The following is a 25381-nucleotide window of genomic DNA, read 5'->3' on the forward strand; positions in this document are numbered from 1 at the left end:
ATATGATAAATGAAATTACTATGACAAAAAAAGAACAAATCGATAAGTACGGATGGATGGTTATCAAAAATGTATTCAGTAACGAAGAGATTGAAACATTTAGAGAATATGCGGAGAAAGACAAAGACCATAAAGGCGATTTACTGTCCGCTAAATTTCTTTCAAAAATTATTACAGATAAGCGTATAATTGATATTTATAAAGAATCTACGGGACATAACAGCCTAATTTACTTTGGTGATAGCACCTTATCTTATAACACCTCACTTAGTGGGTTTCATAAAGACTCAAGAGATCGCGATAATAAAGAAAGTCTAGAGTTTAAGGATAAAGACTATTCGCTACTTAGGCTCGGAATTTATTTACAAGATCACTCTAAACACTCCAAAGGCTTGTGCCTTAGGACTGAATCACACCTACAGCAGAGTATTGAAAAGGGCAAGATTATTAATGTAAAAAGTGAAGTTGGAGATGTTATTATTTGGAAGCTTACCACAACACATTCTCCTAATGCAGACATTATTTCTCTATTTCCAAACCATTCTTTCCATCCTGGTATAACAAAACGATTACCTAATTTTTTAAAAAAGAAGTCAATATCTCCTAGACTAGCATTGTTTATGGGCTTTGGTGTCGAGGATAAATATACCAAGGACTATATTGAATATTTAAAAACTAGAGCTTATGCCATAAGCCGTTGGGAAAATTCTAATTATAATCCTGAAGATATAGAGACTTTAAAACGTATGAATGTAAAAGTCCTAACCGACTTTAATCTTTCTGAAGTTAACCAAGCTGAGTTAAATACTAATTTTAAACAAGTATAACTGTGGTAGTTTAATATTATATAAATTACCTGAGAATCTTCTATTAAAGCATTGCGTGGTTTCTTTTTTTAACCTCAGCCTAATAAGCTCTCAATGTATTATTAATGTTATTTTTTACTTACTCTTCTTGTAAAAAGTAAAAAATGTAATGTTGGGTTGAAAAAACCTATTTAAAAATTAAAATCCTTTAGAATAGCACACGACATAAAATTATCTCGGATCCAATCTTCTTAATTGCATATAGATAGAATTAGGTACCATTCCCAATGCCAATGGAATAAACGCATAAATATATTTGTACCATGGCAATTTAATGCGTTTGTAACCTTCTAATCTTAGTTTACAATCATTACATCTAAATTGAAAGTTTTTTCTTGATAAAAACGTCGTATCGACTCTATATTCAAATAAGTATTCAGGAATATTATGAAATATTAAACCTGCACTTGCTGCCCTGAACCACATTTCTAAATCCTGAGACGTTCTGTATTTAGGATTGTAAAATCCTATTTTAGCCAAACTCGCTTTTTTGAATATTACTGTTGGGTGAGATATGGGACTAAGCTTTGGTAGCATTTCAATGATATCGCTATGTCTCACAGGTACGGTTCGCGTTCGCCTAATTTTACCGTTTTCATCGATATCATTGGAAAAGGTTCCTAAAATATCTATATGTGTATGCTTTGCTAAAAAAGCCATCTGCGTTTCAAACCTATTTGGTTTTGACACATCATCAGCGTCCATCCTTGCAATATATTCTCCATTTGCAATAGCAATTGCGCTATTTAAGTTTTTAGTGAGGCCTAAATTTTCTGTGTTATTTATAACTTTAATTTTTGGGTGGTTCTCTTCGTACTGTTTTAAAATAGTCGTTGACTTATCTGTTGAACAGTCGTTGAAAATTATAAACTCAAAATCTTGATACGTTTGGTTTAAAATACTATCAATGGCCTCTTTTAAATACTTCTCGGCATTGTAAACGGACATAATTACTGATATCATAACAGAGGGAATTAAGGGATTAATTAAACTTACTTTGTCGTTATCAAGTTAGTCCAAAAACAGGTGGTTTAAGTAAATTCAACCCATACAAATTAAATACAGCACGTTTTGAAATTGTTTCGTTTTCAGCCAGTTACATATTATTGGGATTAATTGCGTTTTTTGGGTTATAAACAGCAAATTCCATCGATGTACGAATTTATTGATCACCTAAAATAAATTCATATAAATGCAGAAGATTCAACCTTTCTCACGAAATGTTGTGGCAGTGTTGTGGTAAAAATGTGTTGTGTTTTGGGCTTACTTGTTCAGTAAAAGCAAATTATGGTTTGCTGTGGGCAGTTTTAGCTGTGAACCCAATAAAAGATCATAATTATTTTTTACTGGAATAAGCGGAAGTAAACCACTTCCTGGGAAAAATGTTAACTCCCCAAAAAGAATTTTACCAGGTGGATTGTAAAAATCAACTCTTACATAAGGAAATGGAGCGCTTAGTTTTGTCGCAAGTCTTTTCATTTCTTCAAATTGTGGAGGAATTGGTAAAACGTGATTGGACTTTTTGAATTTATTATACGTAAAATCTACCCGATTCCAATCAATATCATAAAAATCCACATAGTGAACTCCGTCTAAATCATTATTGATTTGTAAATATTTTGGTTCTCCATTAAAGCACATAAATTTATAATCAATGAGCGGTTGATGTTCAATCAATTTTTCTATTATGATTCTAGGCTTAATGTCTTTATAGTTCCATTCCCTACCTAATGCATACACATTTAATTTTAACCAAGAATTCATAATGTTTTGCCATTTACTCCAATCTAACTCATTTTTATCTTTGCATATTAAATTAGAACTACAGCCATGAGTTGCTTTAGCTACGAAAGATTTTGGCAATGTGTCAAAATCAATATCATCTGCATTGGTATATACACCAATGACATCGTTGAGTAAATGTTTATATCCCAACTTAGATAAATAGGAGTGCACTTCATATTTATCCGTAACAATGGGCATACTATCATTTCTGTAAAACAACTTCAGCCATTGTAACTTTTCAGTATATGTTTGAGGGTTTTTTAGGTTAATGGCGTGACCAAATCTCTTTTTATAGGTGTGTTTTATATAGTCATAATCTGTAAATCTATGCATCATAAATTTCTCATATATCGCTCTTGTTTTCGCATACAACAGTGTCCCAAAAAGGGATTTAGAGGCAATTTGCTTTATAAATTCATTAAAATTAAACATAGGCTTTTAATTTCTTTTTTATTAATCTTAATTGTTTGATTAATTCAATATTTGGGCGTTTTATTCGATATTTTTTATATAATCAACTATACCAATTCCCATATAGTATTCTATGTCTTTAGTTATTTCTCGTTTATGCCAAATTTCTTGGTCTTTCTGAAAATAATAATCCGGATCTCCTCCCAATATTGCAAAGTGCATTGTCTGGTATTCTAACAATTGTAAATCCCCATTCTTTTCAGAAATATCTAAAGAAACGTTAGGACAATTTAATTGCTGCTTACATTTTAATGCAAAGCTTAGTACGATTTCTGGTGGATCTTCTTCCATTTCGTATAACTTACTTCCTGAAGCTCTAAAGTCATTTTTTCTCACATAGCGTTTGCCACCCAGGCATTTATCGCCTAATACTAATATTTTCCAATCGTGAGTTAGGTCTGGTACGAATTCTTGAATAATTAATTTTCCGAATTTTTTAGGGTAGTGTTCTTTATTCTTAAACCGTCTATAAATGTAATAAAGGCCATCAAGACTAAGTTGAAAGTTGTTTTCCAACATTTTAGATAGTATTTTTTTGCCTTCTTCAATATTATTTGCAAGTTTTACATTTCTACTGCGAAAACCCGTGTACTTCTTTATGACAGTGGGATACGATACTTTTTTGAGCGTTTCAACACCTTCGTCATACGTTCCAATTGGTATTCCATATGGACTTCTAATACCAATCCTTACTTTTTCTAGCTCTTGAAAATTTTTGTTTTCGTGAGCTAGAAAATGTCTAATCTCAGGTACTAATATTCCACCTCTCAATGTTATTTGAACAAGAATATCGAGAATAAAGCTTTTATATATTGGGTATTGACTACTTGTGTAAAAGAAATAAACGCCTTCTATATTTTCTTGCTCTTTTAATTGTTCTATAAATGTGTTAATTGTAATCTCCTCACAATGAAAATCATTTGCCCTTAAGACTTCTGCGAGGAGTTTTAAATTTAAACCCTCTATCTCATGATTTCGCTGCGGAATAATATTTTTATAATTAGTAAGAAATATAATTTTTCTCATAGTCTAAATTGAATTGTTTTCTAAGCTCTTTATATGTTCATTGATTCCAAGTCCCATAAAATACTCGAGCTCATTAGTTATTAATTTCTTTTTCCAACTACCATCCTCAAATTCAAAATAGTGAATAGATTTCCAAGCCAACAAGGAAAAATGCATGGTTTGGTACTCCAATAATTGTATATCTCCTTGATTTTCTGAAATATCCATGGATATATTAGGACATTCTAAAATCTGTTTGTTCCTCAATGCAAAACTCAAGACGCTATCTGGTGGGTCTTGTTCTAGTGAATACAACTTACTCCCAGAAGCCCTAAAATCATTTTTTTTAACGAAACGCTTCCCTCCGATACAACAATTTCCAAAGACAAGAATTTTCCAATCATGAGTAAGATTGGGTAAAAACTCTTGAATGATAATCTTTCCAAACCTCCTTGGGTAATGCTTTTTATTCTTAAATCTCCTATAAAGATAGTAAAGGCTATCCCTGTTAAATTTTAAATTTCGTTCTAACAGTTTAGAAAGTATTCGTTTTCCTTCCTCTGTGTTATTAGCAAGCTTTACATTTCTGCTCCTAAATCCTGTCGCCTTCTTCAATACCACAGGATAAGAGGTATTACTCAAAGCCTCTAAACCTTCTTCGTAGGTCCCAAAAGGAATACCATAAGGACTTTTAATTCCTAATCTGACTTTCTCAAGTTCTTGAAAATTTTTATTCTCATGCGATATAAAATGCCTCAGCTCAGGGATTAAGATCCCTCCTCTTAATTTAATTTGAAGTAGAATATCTAGAATATAACTCTTATAAATCGGATATTGACTGCTGGTATAAAAGAAATAAACACCATCAATGCTTTCTTGCTCATTTAATTGTAAAACAAATTCGTTAATTGACATTTCTTCACAATGAAAACCTTGTGCCTCTAATACGTCTGAAACAATATTTAATTTTAACCCTTCAATCTCATTACTCCGTTGTGGAATAATGTTTTTATAGTTCGTAAGGAAAATTATTTTTTTCATTGTTTAAGAAGGACTTATTTATTTTCGATTTTTCTATATTTGGATACAAGATTGGCCATAACCTCTTTAGTTGCAAGTCTTAATTTCGCAGAAGAGATATAAAAAAGTCTAGAAAAAATATTTGGGCAATAGGTTTTTAAAAACAATCTATTCTCATGGACAAGCTGTTTATAAAGCCCTTTGGTGTTTGAAGCGCCTCCATCGCACATAACCAGTAAAGGTTTGTTTATAAATACAAACTCGTATTGCGCTTTATAAATTCTGTACATCAATTCTGCATCTGATGCTATTTTATAATTTAAATTAAACAATCCGACATCGTCATATATAACTTTAGGGACAAAGGTTGCAGGATGCCTAACACCATTTTTATAATGCTTTGTTTTCTGTAGAAATCGCGCTTTACTTGTTCTCAGCAACTGTTCTGTCGTTTCGCTTTTAAATATGAGCTCTCCTGTTAAAACTGATCTTTGGTCTGTTTTTTGAAAAGCATCATAAACCATGTCCAAGGTGTTATGATAATAATAATCATCAGAATTTAACAATCCTATTACCTTACCTTTTGCTAAAGCAATACCTTTATTCATGGCATCATAAATCCCTTTATCTGGTTCAGAAATATGTATTATACCGCCTTTAAATTTCTCTTTATATTGATTTATAATAGCATTGGTTTTATCATTTGAATTCCCATCTATAATAATATATTCATAGTTTTGAAAAGATTGATTCAAAACTGATTTAATAGTGCGTTCAATAGTTTTTTCGCTATTATAGGCCACTGTTATTATAGAGAAATCTATAGTCATACTAATCTGTTTTAATCCAATAAAAAGTTATAATTAAAAATATAAAGTCGAAATTCCCAACAAACATGTCGCCGTCAAACGAGGCTCTTATGGTTAAAAGTAAAAGAAGCCATAAGATATAATAATGCCTATATTTAATGTATTTGAAAATAGAAACGAAAAATAAAATGATAAAAACAATACTACCAATACCAGCTCTAGAATGAAATTTAATAAAGGAATTATGAGGATTTCCACTAAACTGGTCATACATAGGTAAAACAGATACATCCACTCCTGTAAATAAATTCACAAAATTAATGTGTTCCAAATAAATTCTCCACAACTCCCATCGTGGCGTGTCCAAGCCCGCTCCTAAATTAGTGTCAGATGTTAGTTTATCCCCAAAGTCTAGAAATAGGTAATAACAAACGGCAACTAGTGCCGAGACTAATAGAAATTGTATAACCCTGTTTTTCCTGAATTTATAAAAGAAAACCAATAGTACTAATAATGCACTTACAATTAAACTAGTCCTTCCGAACAAGAAAAATGAAAGTATTAGTCCAAAGATTGGGAAAATTAATAGGTAAAGATTATAGGTGATTTTTAAATAAAACATTAAAAATCCTGTCCAAAAAACAACCACGAATCCGGCGTGATTTCTACTTAAACCTTCATAAATCTCATTAGGATCTGCATTTATAATGAATAATTTATAAGCTATGAAACCTATGGTAATTGCATATGATAACACAACCCAAAAAGTCAACTTTTTATTCTCTAATAAAATAAAGACATAGGCCAAGAGCAAATTACCCATTAACGTAATTGACCCACCTAACCCGTTTTCGGTAAAAAAGAGATTTATGAGTGACATTACGATTAAGAAAACCACAAAAATCATAGCTTCCGAAAACCAAAATCGCTCCTTCATCGGAAAACATAATATAAAAATGCCAAATGATAATAATGCACTAACGAGTATGACTTCTTTAGATTGCAAAATATCACTTATCGCCATAAGAACAAGAGTCAAACCTATGAGGTGACTTAAATAATTGTCTTTATGAATTATGGCTTTCATTAAACTTAATTGGTTATTTGACTTTTATCGGAAAATAAAGCATCGTATTGCACACGTGGTAAGAAATCGATAGCACCATGATTTGAAGCATTCATAAGCTTTACGCCTTTTTCAGTTGCATTTGAGAACATTAATTTTAAGTGCTCTAATGTTTTTCCGTAGGTTTTTAAGTAAAACTCGTTATCAATATTCTTCTTTTTAAGGGTTTCTAGAATTAAGGCTATTTCCTCTTCCGTTTTAGTGTAAGAATGTCCCCATTGATTGTTGACTTTATTGTATTCAAAATGCTCCAAGAACCCTGTCATATCTACACCTATTAAATAGATTTCTTTAAATCCCATATAAATAGCTGAGTTTATAGCATATATAATTACATTCTGAAATCCTGGAGTAATACGATGAAGCTCAGACGGGTTTTTTAATTGTGGTGTGAATGTTTTATAATTATAGATAAACTTAAATTTATGCTTTGGAAATAATTTTATAAAATTTGCTCTACGACGATAAGGAATGATATAGGTCATATCTGGATTCGATTTTAAAGTACCATCAATCATATCAATTTTCTCTTTATCCTCTTCAACTGTTGGGTCTAATCCAAAGACAATAGGATCAAAGAATAAGTGATAATTTGAATTTAGGGTTTTAAAATCATTACTCTTCATCATGTAATTTACAGTAAATACAAACTCATTAGTCAAATGATTTAAGTTATGATGTTTTAAGGATGGTCCATTTCCAACTATAAAACACCTTTTACCTTTATGTACATTTTGTAACGCTTTAGTTCTATTTAATTCTTGCCTCAAATCTTTACTAAACAAAAACTTAAGATAGTATTTAAGATCTCTCCTGTAATTATCCACTAAATTTATTACCGACATGGCAACCTCCTCTCTTCTTCCGAACATGATTTAAGCCTTTTTTAAATATTAATAAATTTAGGATTGAGAATAATTGATTTTACAATACTCTTTAAATTCAATAAAACTTTCAGATTGAGAATTAAAAATAAAACTAATGAAAGAATTAAATAATGATCTGGTACCGAAAATAGAATCAAGACTAAACTCAATACATATGGAATTAACAATCGTAATGGATAAATATCTTTAACAACGGCAATAACAGATGTATCTAATTCTAGCATCTTTCTCCCTTTTCTACCAACCATATAGACATAGAAAAAGTAACTAATCATTGTTGCCAAAACCACTAATGTAAAAGCTACGTGGAAAAACTTTATTAAAACTAAAGCGGCAATTAAATTAATAATGAGCGCAGTAAATGAAAGTTTTCCTAGTCTTTTTTCAAACCCTTTAGCAACCAAAAGACCAGAATAGCCAAAAGAATTTGTGTATAACAATACGGATAAGGCTATTAATTTAAATGCTTCTGAAGCTTTAATATACTGAGGAAATAATAACAAAAACACCGGGAAAATTAACATAGCGATATGAATAAGCAAATGCGACGTTGTTACATAGGCGTCTCTAAGTTTTTTTAAGAGTTCAGTGTTTTGATCATGGTTGGCTGTTGCAAATCGATTTAACATTTTTGGATATATTAAATATGCCAAAGATTGAAGCAATAAAAGCATCACATTTGCAAGGGAAAAAGCAAAGGTAAAATAACCAAACTCTTCTACACTATAAAAACCACTCACAAGTGTGCGCGTAGAGATCACAATAAAAAAGAAGGACGTATTATAAACGAATAAGTGCCATCCTTTTATTTGAATAGTTTTAAATAAATCGTAATTAAAAATAGGTTTTATTTTAACTGGCATTTTAATTAGGTACAAGATAAATGCCAACAAAAAGGCTAAGAAATTTGCAAATACCATTGCCCATAGCAACTCTTTATTTCTAAAAAGTATAATAGCAAGCAACATTAAAATTGGAAAAACAGTTTGGCTAAACGCAATTTCAAATAATTTACCGTAAACCCTGAAAACATGATTAAAAAGCGTATTAAAGTATCCTAAGACGCCTATTAAAACAACTACGGGTGCGTAGGTCGAAAAATTGTATTTATTACCTAGATCTAATTTAAAAACCGCATTTATAGAAAATAATAAAATAGCTATAACAGAAAGTGCTAAGAGCATAGTAATCGCAGTACTAATAACCTTCTGGACATAAACCTCCTTATCCTTATTTACAGAGATAATAGCTGTTACGGAATCTGCAATACCAAAACTTAAGTGGTTCATGTATGAAGTAACTAAGGTAATAAAACCCCAAATACCTAAATAAAAAGGCCCTAGATATACGGCAATAAAAAGTGAATTGATAAAGTGAATTAGGTAAGTCCCATAGCGACTAAATATAAATAGTACAACCTTATTCTTTAACGCTGTTTTTATAATGTTTAAGAGTTTGCTCATTATTTCGCAATAGCGTTAAAACTCATAGGATCCCCTTTTTCTAAATTCATCGAAGCCTTTCTTCCAAGAATTTCTTTATAAAACTTAGGATGCATTCCATAACCAGGACGTATACTTTTAATATTTTCCTCAGTTAATATTTCCCCTTCTTTTATATCGTTAACTACATATATCGATCTGCTAAAATCTCTTCCCTTTTTTTGTTTTTCAGTAAGGTTGTAATCTACTGAGCCTATTGCTTTTTCTGCTTCCCTAACGGCATCAACCATATTTTTGAACTCTTCTTCATTCATTGAGAAAGACGCATCTGGGCCACCAACAGAACGATCTAAAATAAAATGTTTTTCAATTATTTTTGCCCCAAAACAAGTGGCTACTACAGGTGCTGTATTGCCAATTGTATGGTCTGAAAGTCCACTTATAACATTATATCTTTCAGCAATATCTTTGACCATTGTCATATTTGCCTCTTCAATTGGTGCTGGATAACTAGACGTGCATTTTAAAACTGCAATATTATAGTTACCCATTCTTTTGCAAGCACTTAAAGCTAATTCTATGTCTTGCGTTGAGGCAATACCAGTAGAAATAATTACAGGTTTGCCTTTGGAGGCTACATATTCAATTAATGGAATATCGGTAATTTCGAAAGAAGCAATTTTATAGGCTGGTACCTCTAGACTTTCTAAAAAGTCGACCGCAGATTTATCAAAAGGCGAAGAAAAACAAATTAAGCCTTCTTCCTTTGCGGTTTTAAACAACGTTTCGTGCCATTCCCATGGTGTGTATGCTTCTTGGTATAATTCATATAGATTTTTACCGTCCCAAATTGTTCCTTCTATCGTGAATCCAGGTTTTCTAGAATCAATAGTCATGGTGTCTGCTGTGTAGGTTTGTAATTTAATACAGTCTGCTCCAGCTCTTTTGGCTGCTTTTATGGTTTCAATGGCAGTATCTAAAGATCCATTGTGATTGGCTGAAAGCTCAGCAATAATGAATACCCTATCTTTTATTATATCTAGTACTGGGTTGATCTCCATGGTAATAGTCTGTTAAATTTTAAATTAAATTGTAATGTCTTTTTGCTTTATCAATGAACTCTGCATCATTTTGCTGACATCCCTTTAGCACTAAAATATTCTCATTGAGGCCATCGTCTTCCAAGACGTTAAAACCACTATTTATAGACATTTTTAATGACGGTATATTTGTTGACTTCACAACACTGACTATTGTACGCTCTGGGAATTGTTCTAGATAATCATTAGTAGATTTAGTTAGTAACTCTGTACTGTACTTTTTACCTCTGTGTTCCTTTGCAACAGATTGTCCTAGAATAATCCAACCGTTCTTAAACTCAATAACAACTTGCCCAACAGGTACGTTATCACTGTCTAAAAAAACGTACATAAATACATCTGGATTGTCAATTTTACTCGAAAACCATTTTATATGATCCTTTAACTTTATAGCCTCACTATTTAAAGAATTTTTTCTGACCAAAGCGTCGTTCGCCCACTTAAAATATAAGTCGGAATCACTTAGCGAGGCATATCTAAAAGTTAACATGTTTATTAATTTAATAGTTAGTAATGAGACAAGTCTATCTTAAGTCTTAAATTTAGAATGTATAAGTACATCTATAAATGCCCCATTAAAATGACAATGCTCTTTTAAAGTTGCTTCTTTACGGAAGCCACTCTTTTCTAATATTTGGTAAATTTCTGGTCTCACATCAAAAGCATAGGTAAACAACTTATGAAAATCAAGTGCTTTAAAAGCGACCTCATCAATAAGACTCATAAATTTTATCATATGGGATTCATAGTTTTTGCCCTTTATATCTGTCTTCATCAAAAAGGATATTTCAGCATTTTTATCAATCCAATTCATATGAACCAAGCCACCATAACCAATACATTCATCATTTTCTAAATAAGAAAATAAGATTTGATCGGGTTGCTCTTGGGAAAATAGATTTTTAACAACCGTATTAAAATAGTTGTCTTGGTCTTCTTCACTTAAAAGCTTGTTTTGTCTTAAATGAAACATTTGCTCGTTACGCCATTCTCTAATTACATATCGATCCTCCATTCTTATAGGAACAATGGAATGGTTTCCACTAGAGAATCGCTGCTTATTTAAAACATGGTAAGTAAAACTCATCTCTTATTAATTCAATCTTTTAAAACCACTGTGACATACAGGACCTTCTAATAACGTGCTCGCATCTAAAGTGCCAGCTTCGCATTTAGCAATAGTGCCATAAATACCATCTAAAGCTTCAAAATAAGAATTTAGATGTGCGTCTGTATGTGCGGTACAGGCATAAAAATTTGTACTTGCCAAGAATCCTTTTTTAAGCATTTCTTGTGTGATAAATGTTTTATATATCGCTGCGTTTTCGCTGTTAAAACCGTAAGTCGTCATTGCGGATATTCCAGAAACTGTGATGTCTAACCCATGAGAATTCGCCAGGTCTTGCCAGCCTTTCTGCATTTTAGCTCCTGTTTCTGTAATTGTTTCCCATGATTTTTCGCGTTCCATAACTTTTAATGTGGCGAGTGCCGCTGTTGGTCCAATACGTTCGGTCCAAAAAGTACTACTGATAAACGTAGATTGTGCTGCCTCCATTACTGATTTTTTACCCACAACTGCAGTTAAGGCATAACCGTTGCCTATGGTTTTGCCAAACATTACCATGTCTGGTATCACATCAAACTTTTTGAAAATGCCTCCATAAGTTTCCCTAAACCCAGAAGAACATTCATCAAAAATTAAAACAATATTTTTTTCAGTTGCTAAATCCCTTACCTTTTGAAGAAAATTATCTTCAGGTCCAAAATTTCGCATCACTTCCATTTTTATCACTCCAATGTTGTTCTTTTCAACCACATCTAAAAGTTCTTCATAGTTGTTATAATGAAAAGGAAATACCGAATTCTTTAAATGCTTTGGAACCCCTTTAGGGCTTAAACCTGGCAATAAATGTGCTTTTAAATCATCTCCACCATTGTGGTTTGCAGATAAATACCAATCGTGCCATCCATGATAACCACATATGGCTACATTATCTTTTCCTGAAGCAGCACGTGCTATCCTAATGGCAATTGAATTGGCTTCGCCACCACTCCGTGCAAATCTTACCATATCTGCCCAAGGATTAATTTCCATTAGCTTTTCGGCTAAATACACCTCTTCCGGGCAATTTAGCGTACTCATGTTTCCGTTCTTAACGGTTTCAATAACCGCAGCATCTACCTCATCATTACCATAGCCAAGTGTGTTGGTGCCTATACCCATTATGGACATGTCTAACAACTCATTGCCATCTAAATCCCAAACTGTACAGCCTTTAGATTTAGAAAAATATGAAGGCCAATGGTCTGGCAGAAACATTTCTGGCCGTTTAGATAGTAACATAGTACCACCAGGAATTAAGCTTTTGGCTTTTACATATAAATCTTGTCCTTTTCCCATTTTTAATCTTTTTTCAAGGATTTTAAAAATCCTTCGTTTCTAATGATTCCAGCATTCAACTTCGTGAGATTTTGAGCTATAATATAGTCTGTATATTCTAACCAGGTCTTTTCTGTTCCTAATTTTTGAATAAGGTGTTCTATCAAATCAAAATCTCTAGGCTCATCTACAGTCATTCGAATGTGAGCATAATCCTTTTCAGAAGGAAAGTTAATCGTTGTAAATATATTTTCGCCTTTTCCGTCCGCATTATTTCTAATATATGGTGTCACATGCTCACGTTCCGATTTTAACTTAGAATTTTTCCAAGCTATTTCTAGAGCAGAAAATTTAAATACTTCTACATCTTGTCCATCAGGAAAAGTTTCAACCAAACCATTAGAAATATAATCCAAATCGTTGGCGTGCGCATAAGTGATAATGTCATCCACCAATGAAGGATCCAAGAGTGGACAATCTGAAGTTACACGTACAACCCAGTCTGCGTTTTCAGTTTTTAAAGCTTGATAAAATCGGTCCAAAACATCACTTTCGGAACCTCTTGAAACTTCATAACCCCATTTCTTGGCATTATCATATATAATTTTATCCGCTTCTTCAACAGTTGTAGCGACAATTATTTTTGAAACTTTAGTACACTTTTTTAAACGTTCGAGATGTATTTGAAGCAATGTTTTACCATTCACTGCTTTCATCACTTTACCAGGCAAGCGTGTACTGCCTGTTCTTGCTTGTGTTATTAAAACTGTTTTTATGCCCATAAAGAAGGGTTTAATAGGTCTGAATTTTTAACTTTAATGGTATCTATTTCTTTAATCACTTCTGGTAAAATCGTATAATTAGTAGCATTTAAATTATCTGCTAATTGTGCTTTTGCATCTACACCAATTAAAACATTATCTATAGCCTGTTGTTGTAAACAATAATTTAAAGCCAACTGTGCCATTGAGATTTCGTTCTGTTCTTTTATATGGTTTAATTGCTTTAACTCCTTAGTTAACTGCTTTACGGTATTATTTTCAGAATCTATAGCTTTAAAGAATAAACCTTGCAGGAAAGCAGATCTGGTATGAATAATTTTACCTTTTGATTTTGCTTTTTCTAGTATGCTTCCTCGTAATGCAGCGTTATCTAATAAGTTGAAAGGAATTTGAATAATATCTACATGATCGTTTAAAATAACCGATTCAATTTCTTCATTATTATAAACCGACACACCGATGTGTTTAATTTTATGATCTGCTTTCAACTTTAATAAAACTTCAAAATTTTTGATATTCTTCTGATAACTGTCAAAACTATGAAATAGTAAAGCGTGCAATTGAGTAACTTGCAATTCACTTAAGTATGCAGTAACCTTTTCCTCAATGCCAGAATCGAAATGATGTGGTAATTTAGTAATGACTTCAAACAATTTGGAAGGTTGCGATTTGTGAAACGTTCCTATAATTTGGTGAGCATTTCCATAAGCTTCAGCCGAATCTAGAATCTTAATACTATTATCATAAGCATATTCCAAGATCTCGAGACTATCCTTTAGGGACACTTTTCCATTCGAATTATTGATACCATAATTCAATCCCATTTGAACGGTTCCAAGAATAAATTTATGACTATTAGTTTTGGGCATGCAATGACATTCTTAGTGAGTTACTTATTTTGTTATTATACGGTTTTGTTCCTTCGACAATCGCATCAATTTTAAAACCTATTTTTTTATAGAGTAAAACAGCATTGGAATTATCTTCTACAACGCCCAGAGTTATTTTGTTTAGCTTTATGACATCGAAGCAATAATTTATGATGGCCAGAGATGCTTCCTTCGCATAACCTTTTCCCCAATTCATTTTATCACCCATTAAAATACCATATTCGCCAGAATTAGCTTTTAGGTCAATAGGATCAATCTTTATATTTCCAATATGCTTTTTAGAATCTTTTAGATGTATCGCCCAAAAATAGATGTCCTTTTTAAATTGTTCTTCTACATAAGCTTTAAGAAGATTTAAAGTGTAATTTCCACCTGTTTCTAGGTACATATTTACTTCAGGATCGTTCATCCAATTGACATAAGCATCAGTCACATGTTCTGCTGAAACCCTCTTGTAAATTAAACGTTCGGACTCAAAATCAATGTTTTTCACTATAAAATAAATTAATTTCTTTTATGACATAGTCTTGTTCTACATCTGTAAGTGTTGGATACATTGGTAAACTAATACAACGTTTATAATAGTTTTCCGAATGTGGAAAATCACCTTCTTTCCATCCAAATTGTTTATAATAAGGCATTAAATGGCAAGGGATATAATGAATCTGTGCGTATATGTTTTTACTTCTAAGATGATTATATAGGCCTAATCGGTCTTCAACTTCAATGACATAAAGATGATAGGCATGGCCATCAACCACACGCGATTGTCCTTTTATAAAAGATTCATCTTTAAAAGCACTAAAATAAGTTGAAGCAATTTCTCTTCTTCTTTTAATGCCTTCATTCGCTCTTGTCAATTGACTAGAACCTAAGGCCGCTTGAAAATCCGTAATACGGTAATTGTACCCTAAGTCTTGCATTTCCATATACCAACCTGGATAGTCTTCTATTCCGCCAGCAAATTCAACTGAATTTGTGTAGGCGTCATTATTTTTTATAATTCCATGGGTTCGTAATTGCAGTAGTTTTTCGTAAAGTGCTTTGTCATTTGTAGTTATCATTCCGCCTTCTCCAGACGCAATATGTTTAACAGGGTGAAAAGAAAAAATAGCTAAATCTGCATAATTTCCATTACCGCATAATTGCACTTCATTTTTACTATTATTAAAATGACCTCCTGGTGCATGGCAGGCATCTTCAATAATCCAAAGATTATGCTCATCCGCTAAGGCTCTAAACGCTTCCAAATCATTTGCTCTACCTGCAAAATCAACAGGAATAATTCCCTTGTAAGTTCCTTTTGGCGCATTTTCTAAAAGTGTTCTAACCTTATTAATATCCAATAGATACGTTTCAGGATCTATATCAGAAAACACAACTTCGCCTCCACAATAGCGTACACAATTTGCGGAAGCAGCAAAAGTTATTGGTGTTGTAATAACTTTGTCACCCTTTTTTACGCCTAAAGCTAAAGTACATAGATGCAAAGCCGCCGTTCCGTTTGCCAAGGCTACGGCATACTTACTCCCCACATATTGTGCAAAGTTAGATTCAAATTCCGCTATTCTTGGTCCTTGAGTTAAATAATCGGACTTTAAAGTTTCAATAACAACTTTAATGTCTTCGTCGGTTATATTTTGTCTTCCGTATGGTATGGCTTTCATCATTATACTTCAAAATTAGGGTCAACATGTTCTTTTATAAGTGATCGCAATGTATCTACCGTTTCCCATTCTGTGTTTGTGCCAGAATTATACGCAAATCCATTTGGTACCAATTTGGCATTAAATTCTGAAATAAATTCGTTGATATTCCACATTGGCGTTTGCGGAACTATCACAAAATATTTATCAATATCATACGTAAAAAATGAATCTGATGACGTAATCATCTCTTCATGAATTTTCTCTCCTGGTCTAATCCCTATCACTTTGTGTTCGCAATTTGGACCAATAGCTTCAGCGACATCAGTAATTTTATACGAAGGTATTTTCGGAATAAATATTTCTCCTCCCCAAGCTGTTTTTAAAGCATGTAAAACCATATCTACCCCTCCTTGAAGTGAAATATTAAACCGTGTCATTTCTTTCACGGTAATTGGTAAAGTGCCTTCAGACTTTTTGTTTAAGAAAAATGGGATTACAGAACCATTAGAGCCCATTACATTTCCGTATCTCACTACAGAAAACTTGATGTTATGTTGACCTCTAATGTTATTGGCCGCAACAAATAATTTATCTGACGTTAATTTTGTCGCTCCATATAAGTTAATTGGTGCACAAGCTTTATCAGTAGATAGTGCTACAACATGCTCTACTTTTGTTTGCAAGGCCGCTTGAATGACATTCTCGGCACCACCAACGTTAGTTTTTACACACTCATCTGGATTATATTCAGCAATATGAACATGTTTCATAGCCGCCGCATGAATGACATAATCAATGCCAGAAAATGCGCGAACCAATCTTTCTCTGTCTCTCACATCTCCAATAAAATATCGCATTTGAGGATATTTTGAAACAGGAAACTCCTGAGCCATTTGATACTGTTTCTGTTCATCTCTAGAGAAAACAACCAAACGTTTAACATTTGGCCATTTTTCTAAAATATTTGCAACAAGCGCTTTTCCTAAGGAACCCGTTCCTCCTGTAATTAATACTGATTTATTATTGAGCATTGTTTGTTTTAATTTTTCAATTTTGTTTAAATTCTTTTAATATCTGGTACTATTTTAGCTTCATTATAAACATAAGAAATCTCGTGATTGTAGTCTCAAAAAGAGGATTAAACAGCAGATATCACATGCTAAAAGTGATTTTTTTTTCAAAATTCATTCTAAGCAAATGAAAAAAGCCTATAAAGAAACCGAAATAAATAATCAAAAAGCCTAACATTATATAACTACCAAAATTTGTTGATAGAATAATTAACGTTATTGCAATCAATAGATTTAGAAGGCATAAAAACATACTGGCTTTAAAATGTGTTAATCCAAGGTTGATAAGTATATGGTGTATGTGATTGTTATCTGGTTTAAATGGACTTTTCTTATTGATTAATCGCACACCGATAACTCTTAAAGTGTCCAACAAAGGAATGAAGAAAACAGCAGCAATAATTATAAATTTATTTTCATTTTTAAAGGTGTATTCAGACATTTGTGATGTGTCCATGGCTAAAAATTTTAAGGAAAGAAACCCAATACAAAATCCTATGATCAATGAGCCCGTATCTCCCATAAAAATTTTCTTGGTTAAAGACAGATTATATCTTAAATAAGCCAATAAGATTCCTATTAAACCTAAACAGAGCAGAAAATAAAAGTATTCGCCAGCAACATAGAACAGGAAGCCATAAACGCCAAAAATCACAATACCAATACTAGAGGCTAAACCGTCTATTCCATCAATCATATTATAGGCATTAACAATAGTCAATATCATTAGTACAATGATACCGGTAGATAATAAGGTGGACACCTCTTGAATCCCTAAAAAGCCTTGCAGAGAATTAACCTGTAGACAATTACAAAATACTATAATAAAAATTGCCATAATTTCACCAATGATTTTAGCTCTTGGTGTTGAAACTACTAAATCATCTTTTAATCCAATTGCAAACATTAGAGCTGCCGCTGCAATCAAGTTTATACCAATTTCATCAGTATCCCATGCATTAATAACGTTTAACATAAAAATTAATACTAGAAAAAATGAGACACCAGCCATTGTTGGTGTAGAACTCTTATGCGAACTTCTTTGATCTGGGTGATCAATTAAATCTCGACTTTTTACCACCCAACTAATTTTAGGAATCAGAAACGATACTAAAATAAAAGACACAAAAAATGATAATAGCGCAAATAGTAATAAATTGTCCATTAGTTAATCCCTTAATTCTAAAAAGAATATAGCAGTATCTTTTTAGATGATATGTTTCAAATCTAACTAATATGTAGGCTACTTATCTATATTGTGCCACTACAAATTACATACAACATTGATTACCAATGGGTTTTTAGCTCAATAGATCAAAAAATCAGATTAATTACGCTCCAAAAATTGAATTATAAGGTGAAATGTTAAAAAACACAGCCAAACCGTCTGAAAAAGATCATGATCTGCCGTTAAATGCCTCAACACCCTATAAATAGGGGGAAACTCATTTTATGTTGTGTTAATGTATTGGTAATATTTCTGAATTTGATAGTTAATACAACTCAATCTATGGTAAATTCAACCTAAAAGACCTAACATTCATCTTTTTTGATGAAAAACCATTAGTTTTTTGATAATAAAATAAACTGGTAAGGTTATGGAAATCTACACAACATCATTACAAAAAGAATGTATTTCAACCGAATCAAGGTATAGTTTTATTACTTTTTCTGATTTTAAGAATGCTGCATTTAACTATACATTAGAGGTTTTGATCTCTTCATAGACTAACTTTATTTCAGCTTCACCATATTTCCGTTCTAATCGTCTAATCGTGAAATGTGCGCTAGCCATCTTCTGGAAATGTTCTACAAATACATAATTAAGCCCACCGCCACCAACAGCACCAAAAATGGGAACAGCTTGAGCCAAAAATTTCTCACTAATAAGAAGACTTAACCTCGTCGCTATTTTAGACAAAAAATTACCCACTGCATTACTACCCAAAGCACTTGCTCCCTTTACCAAACTGTCCAAGCCCATTTTAATGCCTGCTGCTGACACATTGTTTAATGCCGAATTTAATGCCATACGTGTGGTGTAATAACTCATTTCCATACCATCATCATCTGCAGCCTCACCTCCAAGTGCAAAAACTTGTAAACAGGCCATTTGGCCTTCCAAGGTATAAATGTCCTCGCCTTCACTTCGAGCGATATCCATAATGGTACGCATTAGAAATTTAGTGGTAATTGTAACTTCAGAAGCAAAAATAGCAGTACCAAAACCTGTAGTAGACCCAAAAAAACCGCTTAAAGCTCCTGTACCAGTTACAATTCCTTTGTAGGTGTTTTTTGATGGCTTTTTAAACGTTTGGTTCTTTTTTATGGTCAATAAATTAGCCTTAATAATTTTTAGCAATACCGATTGGGTTATGTTTTGCACTTTTATCAGTACTTTTTCTGGTACATGTTTAACTCCAGTCTCCACGGTATTCCCTATTTTATTGACACTACGTATGGCCCAACCTAAATTCTGCATGCTCGTCTTTGCTTGCAGCAAGGCTTCTTTATCTTCTGGTGTTATAGGTTTTGTAATTAGATTCAAGGCGTCGTGTTTTTTTATGGTTTGTCGGGAAAAGTTGGTGATTGTTACAGGATTGGAATTACATATACTATTTAAAAAAGCAGTCCTATGTCTCGAAAGGTTTATACGGAATGTTCCCGATTCGGATTGTTATGTCTTAGATTTTAAAAATAAAGACTTGTCTATCCTATGATAAACTTACTATTCTTTACCTTGTTTTGCCAGTTGGTGTCACAAATAAAATAACATTTAAAGTGAGAAAGTAATGGTTTACTCATTCAAAAGTAGCGTTCACTCATTATTGCATTGTATATACGATACGTTTCTTAACTTACAAAATAAATTAAAAAATGAAGAGACTAACTTTTATAGCCATCTTACTTTTCACTACCATAGCCACAGCACAATTGCGTGGACCGGATACTTTTAAATTTAGGTTTATTGATATTGAAGAAAATAAGCTTGAGCCCGTAATTGAGGTAACATCAAGAGGATTTCAACGCTATAAAGAAAGTTTGGATTTAGTAGAAAACGAAATTGCCTTTTATGATAACCATAGTAAAGACGGCTATGACTTAATTGTGGCAACGCGCGTGTTTCTTCCTATAATAACAACCATTGTAGCCACCTTAGATGATAAAGAAATGAAAATCATCATTTTTAATTATGATATAATGATGCCAGAGTTTACAGAGACAACACTACAATTTACGCCAGGCTCTTACTTATATCAGCCGGCTTATGTAGAAAGTAATAAAGGTGCAAAAGAAAAGATGGAAGTTGTTATCAATTCCGAAGATAAACTTATACCTGTTTCAGAAGATTTTGTAACAATAACTCAAGTAAAGAAACTATCGAAAAAACAAAAAGAGCTTTTTCAGGTAAAAGGTCATAAAAATGCTAGGATATCGCTCTCAACCTATTCAAAACGCTGGTTGAGTGATGACGCAAAAGGAAAGTTCAATGATGCTATTTTACCTTATTATGTTGAAAATAAACCAAAAGGATATGTTTATCTGTCTACAAAAGAAGAAGATTGCGAGTATGTTGAATTTACACAGGAGTTACTTAAAAGCATCAATTTATAAAAAATTAATACCGAGTTTCTATGAAACACATTGCACTGTTATTCTTAGCCCTAAATTTTTGTTTAATTGGCTATAGCCAAGCAACAAGCTCATCTAACTTTCAACTTAAAATACTTTTTGATGCTGACATTTCAGTAAAAAATATAACGCCTAGGTATTATAAAAAATCTGGAAATAGTTTTGACACCATACATTATTCCATTGATAAGAAAGAAAACGCAATGATTATAAAAGGCCATAATGATTATGTCTTATGGGTAGACTTTCCGGTATTGGAGTTTTCTGAAACCAGAAAAGTACAATTAATGAAAAACGGTAAAAAAAGTGAAAAAATAGTACTGTCAAACCTGTTTTATTTCATATCAAAAGGCATCAGCTCTTATACTGGCAAACAAATTAAAACTTTCAAATTTTCTGAAACGGAAGATGCTCAAGTGATTATCGCTTCTCAAGAAAAACATAATAAGGAGAACTCGTACGAAAACCTAAAAATCAACATTATAAATACCTATGACGGAGACGCGGTACAGCTTCCAATAACCACAAAACGGATTAAAATAAACAAATTATGAAACCTATTGTGCTTGCCCTCTTATCAATTCTTTTTTTTAATAATGCGACAGCACAAGATAGCGTATATTGCGGATATACAGTAGATTTTCAGTTTGAAACCATTCGATTGAAAAGAAACACCGATAGCATCTTGTCCATCACTTTTTTTGAAGAAACTGCTTTTGAACCTCTAAAAAACAGCGAAAATTATACGTTGGGATTTTACAGAATAGACACTTTAAATAACAAATATAGGATCGCAAAACACTGGCATACCATAGGAGGCGGTAATACTTGTACACTGATGAAACCAACCACACTCTATCTTTATTTTAAAATTACGTCTTCTAACAATAGAAATGAGGCCTACACGTACACTAAGGTTGTTCCTGTTTTTTTCAACGCTTTAGAAAGAAATTTAGAGGCATGGCAATTAAACAATATTGATTTAGGCCAACAATTACAGGTCAATGCGCAGCCTATTGCAATAGAGGTTACAGGTCTAAACAATTACAAAATAGTGCCACAAGCAAACTTACTGCAAAGACCTAGTTCTCTTATAGAATTAAAAGAATTGCCTAAAATCGAACGAAAAAATTGATTTTAAGAAACATCTAACCCTATTAAATCTTAAAATAGCATGTCCATTATTTACAAGTATTAAGTTTTATAAATTATTAATTTCAAAGGTATTGCTGAGTTCAACCCATAAGTGTAAAGCACTTGTTTTTTAGTTCTTCTATTGGGTTATTGAATTACATCTTTTACATGAACTAATATAGTTGTAGGTGGGTAAAAAAATATACAAGATGAAGACCATAATAACAATAATAATTTTCCTGTGGATAATCCAAAATTCATTCGCACAAGACAAAAAGATTGATAGAATTCCTGTCTTTTCTGATGCAATAATTAAGGACAGTTATATGAAGAGTGTTGATTTAAAACGTAATCATATCGACAGCTTAATCTACTATTACAAAGACCATATTAGAAAAGATACGATACCATTTAAAATAAGCTATAAAATTAAAAATGAAGACAGTAAGTATATAATACAAAACGAAGCTTCAGTAGATTATATAGAACAATTGTTTGAGAATTATAAAAAAATAAACCCTGACTCAAGTAGCGTCATTATTACCACATATAAAAATAGAATTTTAGAAATAGAAACACAGAGTCTTTTACCAGTTAATCCTTTTCCTTTTACTTACAATTTATATTTTGACAAAAACAAATTAATTTTTTCAGAACACGGATGCAGTTATCCATTTGAGTCTATGGGTTTATGCAATGGTACAACTTCTGAATATTTTAATTATTTTAAATCAGGAAAATATTACACTACAATAATACAAGAACATAAATTGGGTTCAAGTTGTGGGTGTGGGTTGAATTTTATAATTAACAATACAGTTATTAAAAAATTAACTGAAATAGCTTTATCTAAGTTAAGTGCAAACTGAACCTACAAACAATACTACCAAACACTAAAATGAAGACATTAATATCACTATTATTCTTAGCAGCAAGCTATTTTACACAAGCACAGCCTTCTACACCTTTAGTAATTAAGGATAGCGTGAAAATTGAAATGAAAATAGAAAAACACTTATGGGAGGATAACAATACATATCAGTTTATTGCCATAAGCATTAGTGGTTTGCCAGAAATCAATACCTTTATTAGTCGAGAAGCTTCTGATAGCATTAATTCACTGATTATTCGTGATTCTTTTGGTGGTGGTTATGGTCCTGTAATACCTATGAGCAGGAATAAAACCTTTTATCCGGTACACACAATTAAAGAAATAGTTTACGACTCTATTTCAAAAATTAATGCGATCTCAGAATATCATTTATTAAAGCATACCAGTCTATTTTTATTAGATGATTTTGATGACATTAAAAATAAAGACACTTTAATTTTATTTTCCCGTGGTTGCTTTGGTTACCAAAGACAAAGTTATGCCGCCTGCGATAATTTTACTGTACCATTTATTTTTGATAAGTCATCGTTACAAATAGATAACGACTTTCCGATTGCAGATGAAAATTGGTACAATGAATGGCTTAAAAGTGAACCCGAAGAACATTCAGATGCAAGAACGATATATAACTATGGCGATATACACAAAGGTTTTGAATTCTATTTAGAAAAAAACTAATACTTCAATTATAATCAAATGATGTTAAAACGTGTAAATATTCGCGGTTAAAAATCAGCAAGAAAATAGCCATATGAAAAAAATGTTTGTAATTGTCACAGTGCTTCTTTTTACAAAGACAGCTTTTTCTCAAGGAAGTAGCTCAACCGAGTTTGAAATTGAAATAACTCTTTTTGATCTGCCCAAGGATGATGAATATGAATTTTATTATATGGGAATGCCAGGAGTCAATTCCATCTCTAGTTGCTATTACGAAAAGGATCCCCTTAATAAGAATGTTAAATTTATGGACATATCAATTATATTGTGGATGCCGATAATTTAACTTTTATAATAGCACATAAAACAAAACACGAAAAAGCATTATATAGTAACAAACAAGTTGTTAAAAATTATATAGTTAACATCAGCAAGTTAAATGCCATTGGAGGAAAGATCAATGCCGTTAAACTAAATAGAAATAAACCATTTATTAAAATTGGAGCCAAGGTTATAGATACGGAATTGGAAATTTACACTAAATACTATTCAAATATATCTGAAGTTGAGGATATGGCAAACATAATAGATCGTGAGTGGATTACTATTGAAGGTAAATAGCCGATTTGTTCGTAAAAAAGGTCATATTAAACTATTTGCTAGTTTGCACCTCATATTGAAAATGAACAATCAATTTTCCACCAGAAAAAATTAAGCAATAAGAAAAATCACTCTACAAGAATGCTTATGAAAAAGAACACATTCAGTTTTTGTTAAGCACAGATAGATTTATTTAAAGGATGAAATACCAAACGAACATTGCTGTTAGTTATTACGGTGACTATTTCAAATGCAAATGACAAATGGTTTAGACTAAAGATGCTTTATCTCCATTCTCGTAATTTCGAGTAAATACCAAAAATTGTTCTCTTTATTAAAAATTGAATCCTTACAAATTAACAATCTACTTATTGAATGTTCAATTTTGAACTTCCCCTTGGGCTTCGAGATAAGAATCGGGTTAAACTTATAGCTCAAAACAATAAGATCTTAAACAAAAAAACTGCTTCAATTAAATGAAGCAGTTTCAATTTGTGGTCCCACTTGGGCTCGAACCAAGGACCACCTGATTATGAGTCAGGTGCTCTAACCAACTGAGCTATGGGACCGTTTGGTGCTATAACCTCCCGATGACTATCGTGAAGAGCTATCGTACCAATTAACATTGCTGTTAACCTAACGCTTATCTAAAAGCGAGTGCAATATTACTACATATTTTAAAACTCTACAAGAAAAATAAATCGTTTTACGCCTTTAGCTCTTGGCATAACTCAATTAAAACACCGTTAGTCGATTTCGGATGCAAAAAAGCGATTAACTTGTTATCTGCTCCTTGTTTAGGTTCCTTGTGAATCATCGCAAAACCTTCTTTGGTCAGGCGCTCAATTTCCTGTTCAATATCATCAACTGCAAAAGCAATGTGATGCATCCCTTCTCCTTTTTTTTCTATAAATTTTGCAATCGGACTGTCTTCATTTGTGGCCTGAAGCAATTCAATTTTATTAGGGCCACACTTAAAAAACGAGGTTTTAACCCCTTCACTTTCCACATCTTCAATCTTATAATGGTCCTTTCCGAATAGAGATTTAAACAACTGATTGGAACGCTCTATATCCTTTACGGCAATTCCTATATGTTCTATTTTTTTCATATCTATGTCCCAAAAAATCGGGAATCTTTAATTTGAGATTCCTAAAAACGCCGAAGCCTTCTTAATAAATTA

At 32.3% G+C, this 25381-nt stretch carries 27 protein-coding genes and 1 tRNA gene; 7 read left to right on the forward strand and 21 right to left on the reverse strand.

All coding sequences use genetic code 11. The annotated features are described in order from the left end of the window. Positions 1-20 precede the first annotated feature (20 nt). Complete coding sequence (locus HM987_RS18060) at positions 21-827, forward strand: hypothetical protein (protein ID WP_179009399.1); 807 nt, start codon at positions 21-23, stop codon at positions 825-827. Positions 828-1037: 210 nt separating this feature from the next. On the opposite strand, the gene HM987_RS18065 is transcribed toward HM987_RS18060, so the two are convergent. From HM987_RS18065 to HM987_RS18150, 19 genes are all read right to left on the reverse strand, one after another. Further along, complete coding sequence (locus tag HM987_RS18065) at positions 1038-1829, reverse strand: glycosyltransferase (RefSeq protein WP_179009400.1); 792 nt, start codon at positions 1827-1829, stop codon at positions 1038-1040. 300 nt (positions 1830-2129) lie between these two features. After that, positions 2130-3083 (reverse strand): ATP-grasp fold amidoligase family protein, encoded by a 954-nt coding sequence (locus HM987_RS18070; RefSeq protein WP_179009401.1) that lies wholly within the window; start codon positions 3081-3083, stop codon positions 2130-2132. A gap of 60 nt (positions 3084-3143) precedes the next feature. Continuing rightward, positions 3144-4148, reverse strand: a complete 1005-nt coding sequence (locus HM987_RS18075) for an ATP-grasp domain-containing protein (RefSeq protein ID WP_179009402.1) — start codon at positions 4146-4148, stop codon at positions 3144-3146. A 3-nt stretch (positions 4149-4151) separates the two neighbouring features. Beyond that, positions 4152-5168 carry an ATP-grasp domain-containing protein gene (locus tag HM987_RS18080; protein ID WP_179009403.1) on the reverse strand — a complete coding sequence of 339 codons (1017 nt, stop codon included), beginning with the start codon at positions 5166-5168 and terminating at the stop codon, positions 4152-4154. Positions 5169-5182: 14 nt separating this feature from the next. Then, complete coding sequence (locus tag HM987_RS18085; RefSeq protein ID WP_179009404.1) at positions 5183-5977, reverse strand: glycosyltransferase family 2 protein; 795 nt, start codon at positions 5975-5977, stop codon at positions 5183-5185. Between the two features lies 1 nt (position 5978). Beyond that, positions 5979-7043, reverse strand: coding sequence for a hypothetical protein (locus tag HM987_RS18090; RefSeq protein WP_179009405.1), 1065 nt, complete (start codon positions 7041-7043; stop codon positions 5979-5981). A 5-nt stretch (positions 7044-7048) separates the two neighbouring features. Beyond that, positions 7049-7954, reverse strand: coding sequence for a 6-hydroxymethylpterin diphosphokinase MptE-like protein (locus HM987_RS18095; protein WP_179009406.1), 906 nt, complete (start codon positions 7952-7954; stop codon positions 7049-7051). Between the two features lie 14 nt (positions 7955-7968). After that, positions 7969-9432: an oligosaccharide flippase family protein gene (locus HM987_RS18100; RefSeq protein WP_179009407.1), complete on the reverse strand. Its 1464-nt coding sequence runs from the start codon at positions 9430-9432 to the stop codon at positions 7969-7971. Next, positions 9432-10472, reverse strand: coding sequence for a pseudaminic acid synthase (pseI, locus tag HM987_RS18105; RefSeq protein ID WP_179009408.1), 1041 nt, complete (start codon positions 10470-10472; stop codon positions 9432-9434). The genes HM987_RS18100 and pseI overlap by 1 nt, the downstream gene beginning before the upstream one ends. Positions 10473-10491: 19 nt before the next feature. Further along, a complete protein-coding gene (locus tag HM987_RS18110; protein WP_179009409.1) occupies positions 10492-11001 on the reverse strand; it encodes a GNAT family N-acetyltransferase in 510 nt (169 codons plus the stop codon). Positions 11002-11040: 39 nt separating this feature from the next. Continuing rightward, on the reverse strand, positions 11041-11598 hold the full coding sequence (locus HM987_RS18115; protein WP_179009410.1) for a GNAT family N-acetyltransferase: 558 nt from the start codon (positions 11596-11598) through the stop codon (positions 11041-11043). Positions 11599-11604: 6 nt separating this feature from the next. Further along, positions 11605-12912 carry an aminotransferase class III-fold pyridoxal phosphate-dependent enzyme gene (locus HM987_RS19615; protein ID WP_218645597.1) on the reverse strand — a complete coding sequence of 436 codons (1308 nt, stop codon included), beginning with the start codon at positions 12910-12912 and terminating at the stop codon, positions 11605-11607. Positions 12913-12914: 2 nt separating this feature from the next. Next, positions 12915-13673: a cytidylyltransferase domain-containing protein gene (locus tag HM987_RS19620; protein WP_218645598.1), complete on the reverse strand. Its 759-nt coding sequence runs from the start codon at positions 13671-13673 to the stop codon at positions 12915-12917. Beyond that, a complete protein-coding gene (locus HM987_RS18125) occupies positions 13664-14542 on the reverse strand; it encodes an aldo/keto reductase (RefSeq protein ID WP_179009411.1) in 879 nt (292 codons plus the stop codon). The genes HM987_RS19620 and HM987_RS18125 overlap by 10 nt, the downstream gene beginning before the upstream one ends. Then, positions 14529-15056 carry a GNAT family N-acetyltransferase gene (locus tag HM987_RS18130; protein ID WP_179009412.1) on the reverse strand — a complete coding sequence of 176 codons (528 nt, stop codon included), beginning with the start codon at positions 15054-15056 and terminating at the stop codon, positions 14529-14531. Before HM987_RS18130 ends, HM987_RS18125 begins: the two co-directional genes overlap by 14 nt. Continuing rightward, positions 15043-16233 carry a UDP-4-amino-4,6-dideoxy-N-acetyl-beta-L-altrosamine transaminase gene (gene pseC, locus HM987_RS18135; protein ID WP_179009413.1) on the reverse strand — a complete coding sequence of 397 codons (1191 nt, stop codon included), beginning with the start codon at positions 16231-16233 and terminating at the stop codon, positions 15043-15045. The genes HM987_RS18130 and pseC overlap by 14 nt, the downstream gene beginning before the upstream one ends. After that, entirely contained in the window at positions 16233-17243 is a 1011-nt protein-coding gene (pseB, locus tag HM987_RS18140; RefSeq protein WP_179009414.1) for a UDP-N-acetylglucosamine 4,6-dehydratase (inverting), read from the reverse strand. The genes pseC and pseB overlap by 1 nt, the downstream gene beginning before the upstream one ends. A gap of 121 nt (positions 17244-17364) precedes the next feature. Beyond that, a complete protein-coding gene (locus HM987_RS18145) occupies positions 17365-18447 on the reverse strand; it encodes a glycosyltransferase family 4 protein (RefSeq protein ID WP_179009415.1) in 1083 nt (360 codons plus the stop codon). 531 nt (positions 18448-18978) lie between these two features. Next, positions 18979-19830, reverse strand: coding sequence for an EcsC family protein (locus HM987_RS18150; protein ID WP_179009416.1), 852 nt, complete (start codon positions 19828-19830; stop codon positions 18979-18981). 329 nt (positions 19831-20159) lie between these two features. Here HM987_RS18150 and HM987_RS18155 point away from each other — a divergent pair, with 329 nt between their 5' ends. From HM987_RS18155 to HM987_RS18180, 6 genes are all read left to right on the forward strand, one after another. Further along, positions 20160-20897, forward strand: coding sequence for a hypothetical protein (locus HM987_RS18155; RefSeq protein ID WP_179009417.1), 738 nt, complete (start codon positions 20160-20162; stop codon positions 20895-20897). 20 nt (positions 20898-20917) lie between these two features. After that, positions 20918-21469 (forward strand): hypothetical protein, encoded by a 552-nt coding sequence (locus HM987_RS18160; protein WP_179009418.1) that lies wholly within the window; start codon positions 20918-20920, stop codon positions 21467-21469. Then, positions 21466-22050, forward strand: coding sequence for a hypothetical protein (locus HM987_RS18165; RefSeq protein ID WP_179009419.1), 585 nt, complete (start codon positions 21466-21468; stop codon positions 22048-22050). The genes HM987_RS18160 and HM987_RS18165 overlap by 4 nt, the downstream gene beginning before the upstream one ends. A 208-nt stretch (positions 22051-22258) precedes the next feature. Further along, positions 22259-22918 (forward strand): hypothetical protein, encoded by a 660-nt coding sequence (locus HM987_RS18170; RefSeq protein WP_179009420.1) that lies wholly within the window; start codon positions 22259-22261, stop codon positions 22916-22918. A 29-nt stretch (positions 22919-22947) separates the two neighbouring features. Then, positions 22948-23619 (forward strand): hypothetical protein, encoded by a 672-nt coding sequence (locus HM987_RS18175; protein ID WP_179009421.1) that lies wholly within the window; start codon positions 22948-22950, stop codon positions 23617-23619. Positions 23620-23925: 306 nt separating this feature from the next. Then, positions 23926-24219: a hypothetical protein gene (locus tag HM987_RS18180; RefSeq protein ID WP_179009422.1), complete on the forward strand. Its 294-nt coding sequence runs from the start codon at positions 23926-23928 to the stop codon at positions 24217-24219. 474 nt (positions 24220-24693) lie between these two features. On the opposite strand, the gene HM987_RS18185 is transcribed toward HM987_RS18180, so the two are convergent. Then, positions 24694-24767 (reverse strand) — tRNA-Ile (locus tag HM987_RS18185). A gap of 137 nt (positions 24768-24904) precedes the next feature. Next, positions 24905-25309 carry a methylmalonyl-CoA epimerase gene (gene mce, locus HM987_RS18190; RefSeq protein WP_179009423.1) on the reverse strand — a complete coding sequence of 135 codons (405 nt, stop codon included), beginning with the start codon at positions 25307-25309 and terminating at the stop codon, positions 24905-24907. Positions 25310-25381 lie beyond the last annotated feature (72 nt).

This window comes from Winogradskyella forsetii (assembly GCF_013394595.1).
In the GTDB taxonomy this organism is placed as follows: Bacteria; Bacteroidota; Bacteroidia; order Flavobacteriales; family Flavobacteriaceae; genus Winogradskyella; species Winogradskyella forsetii.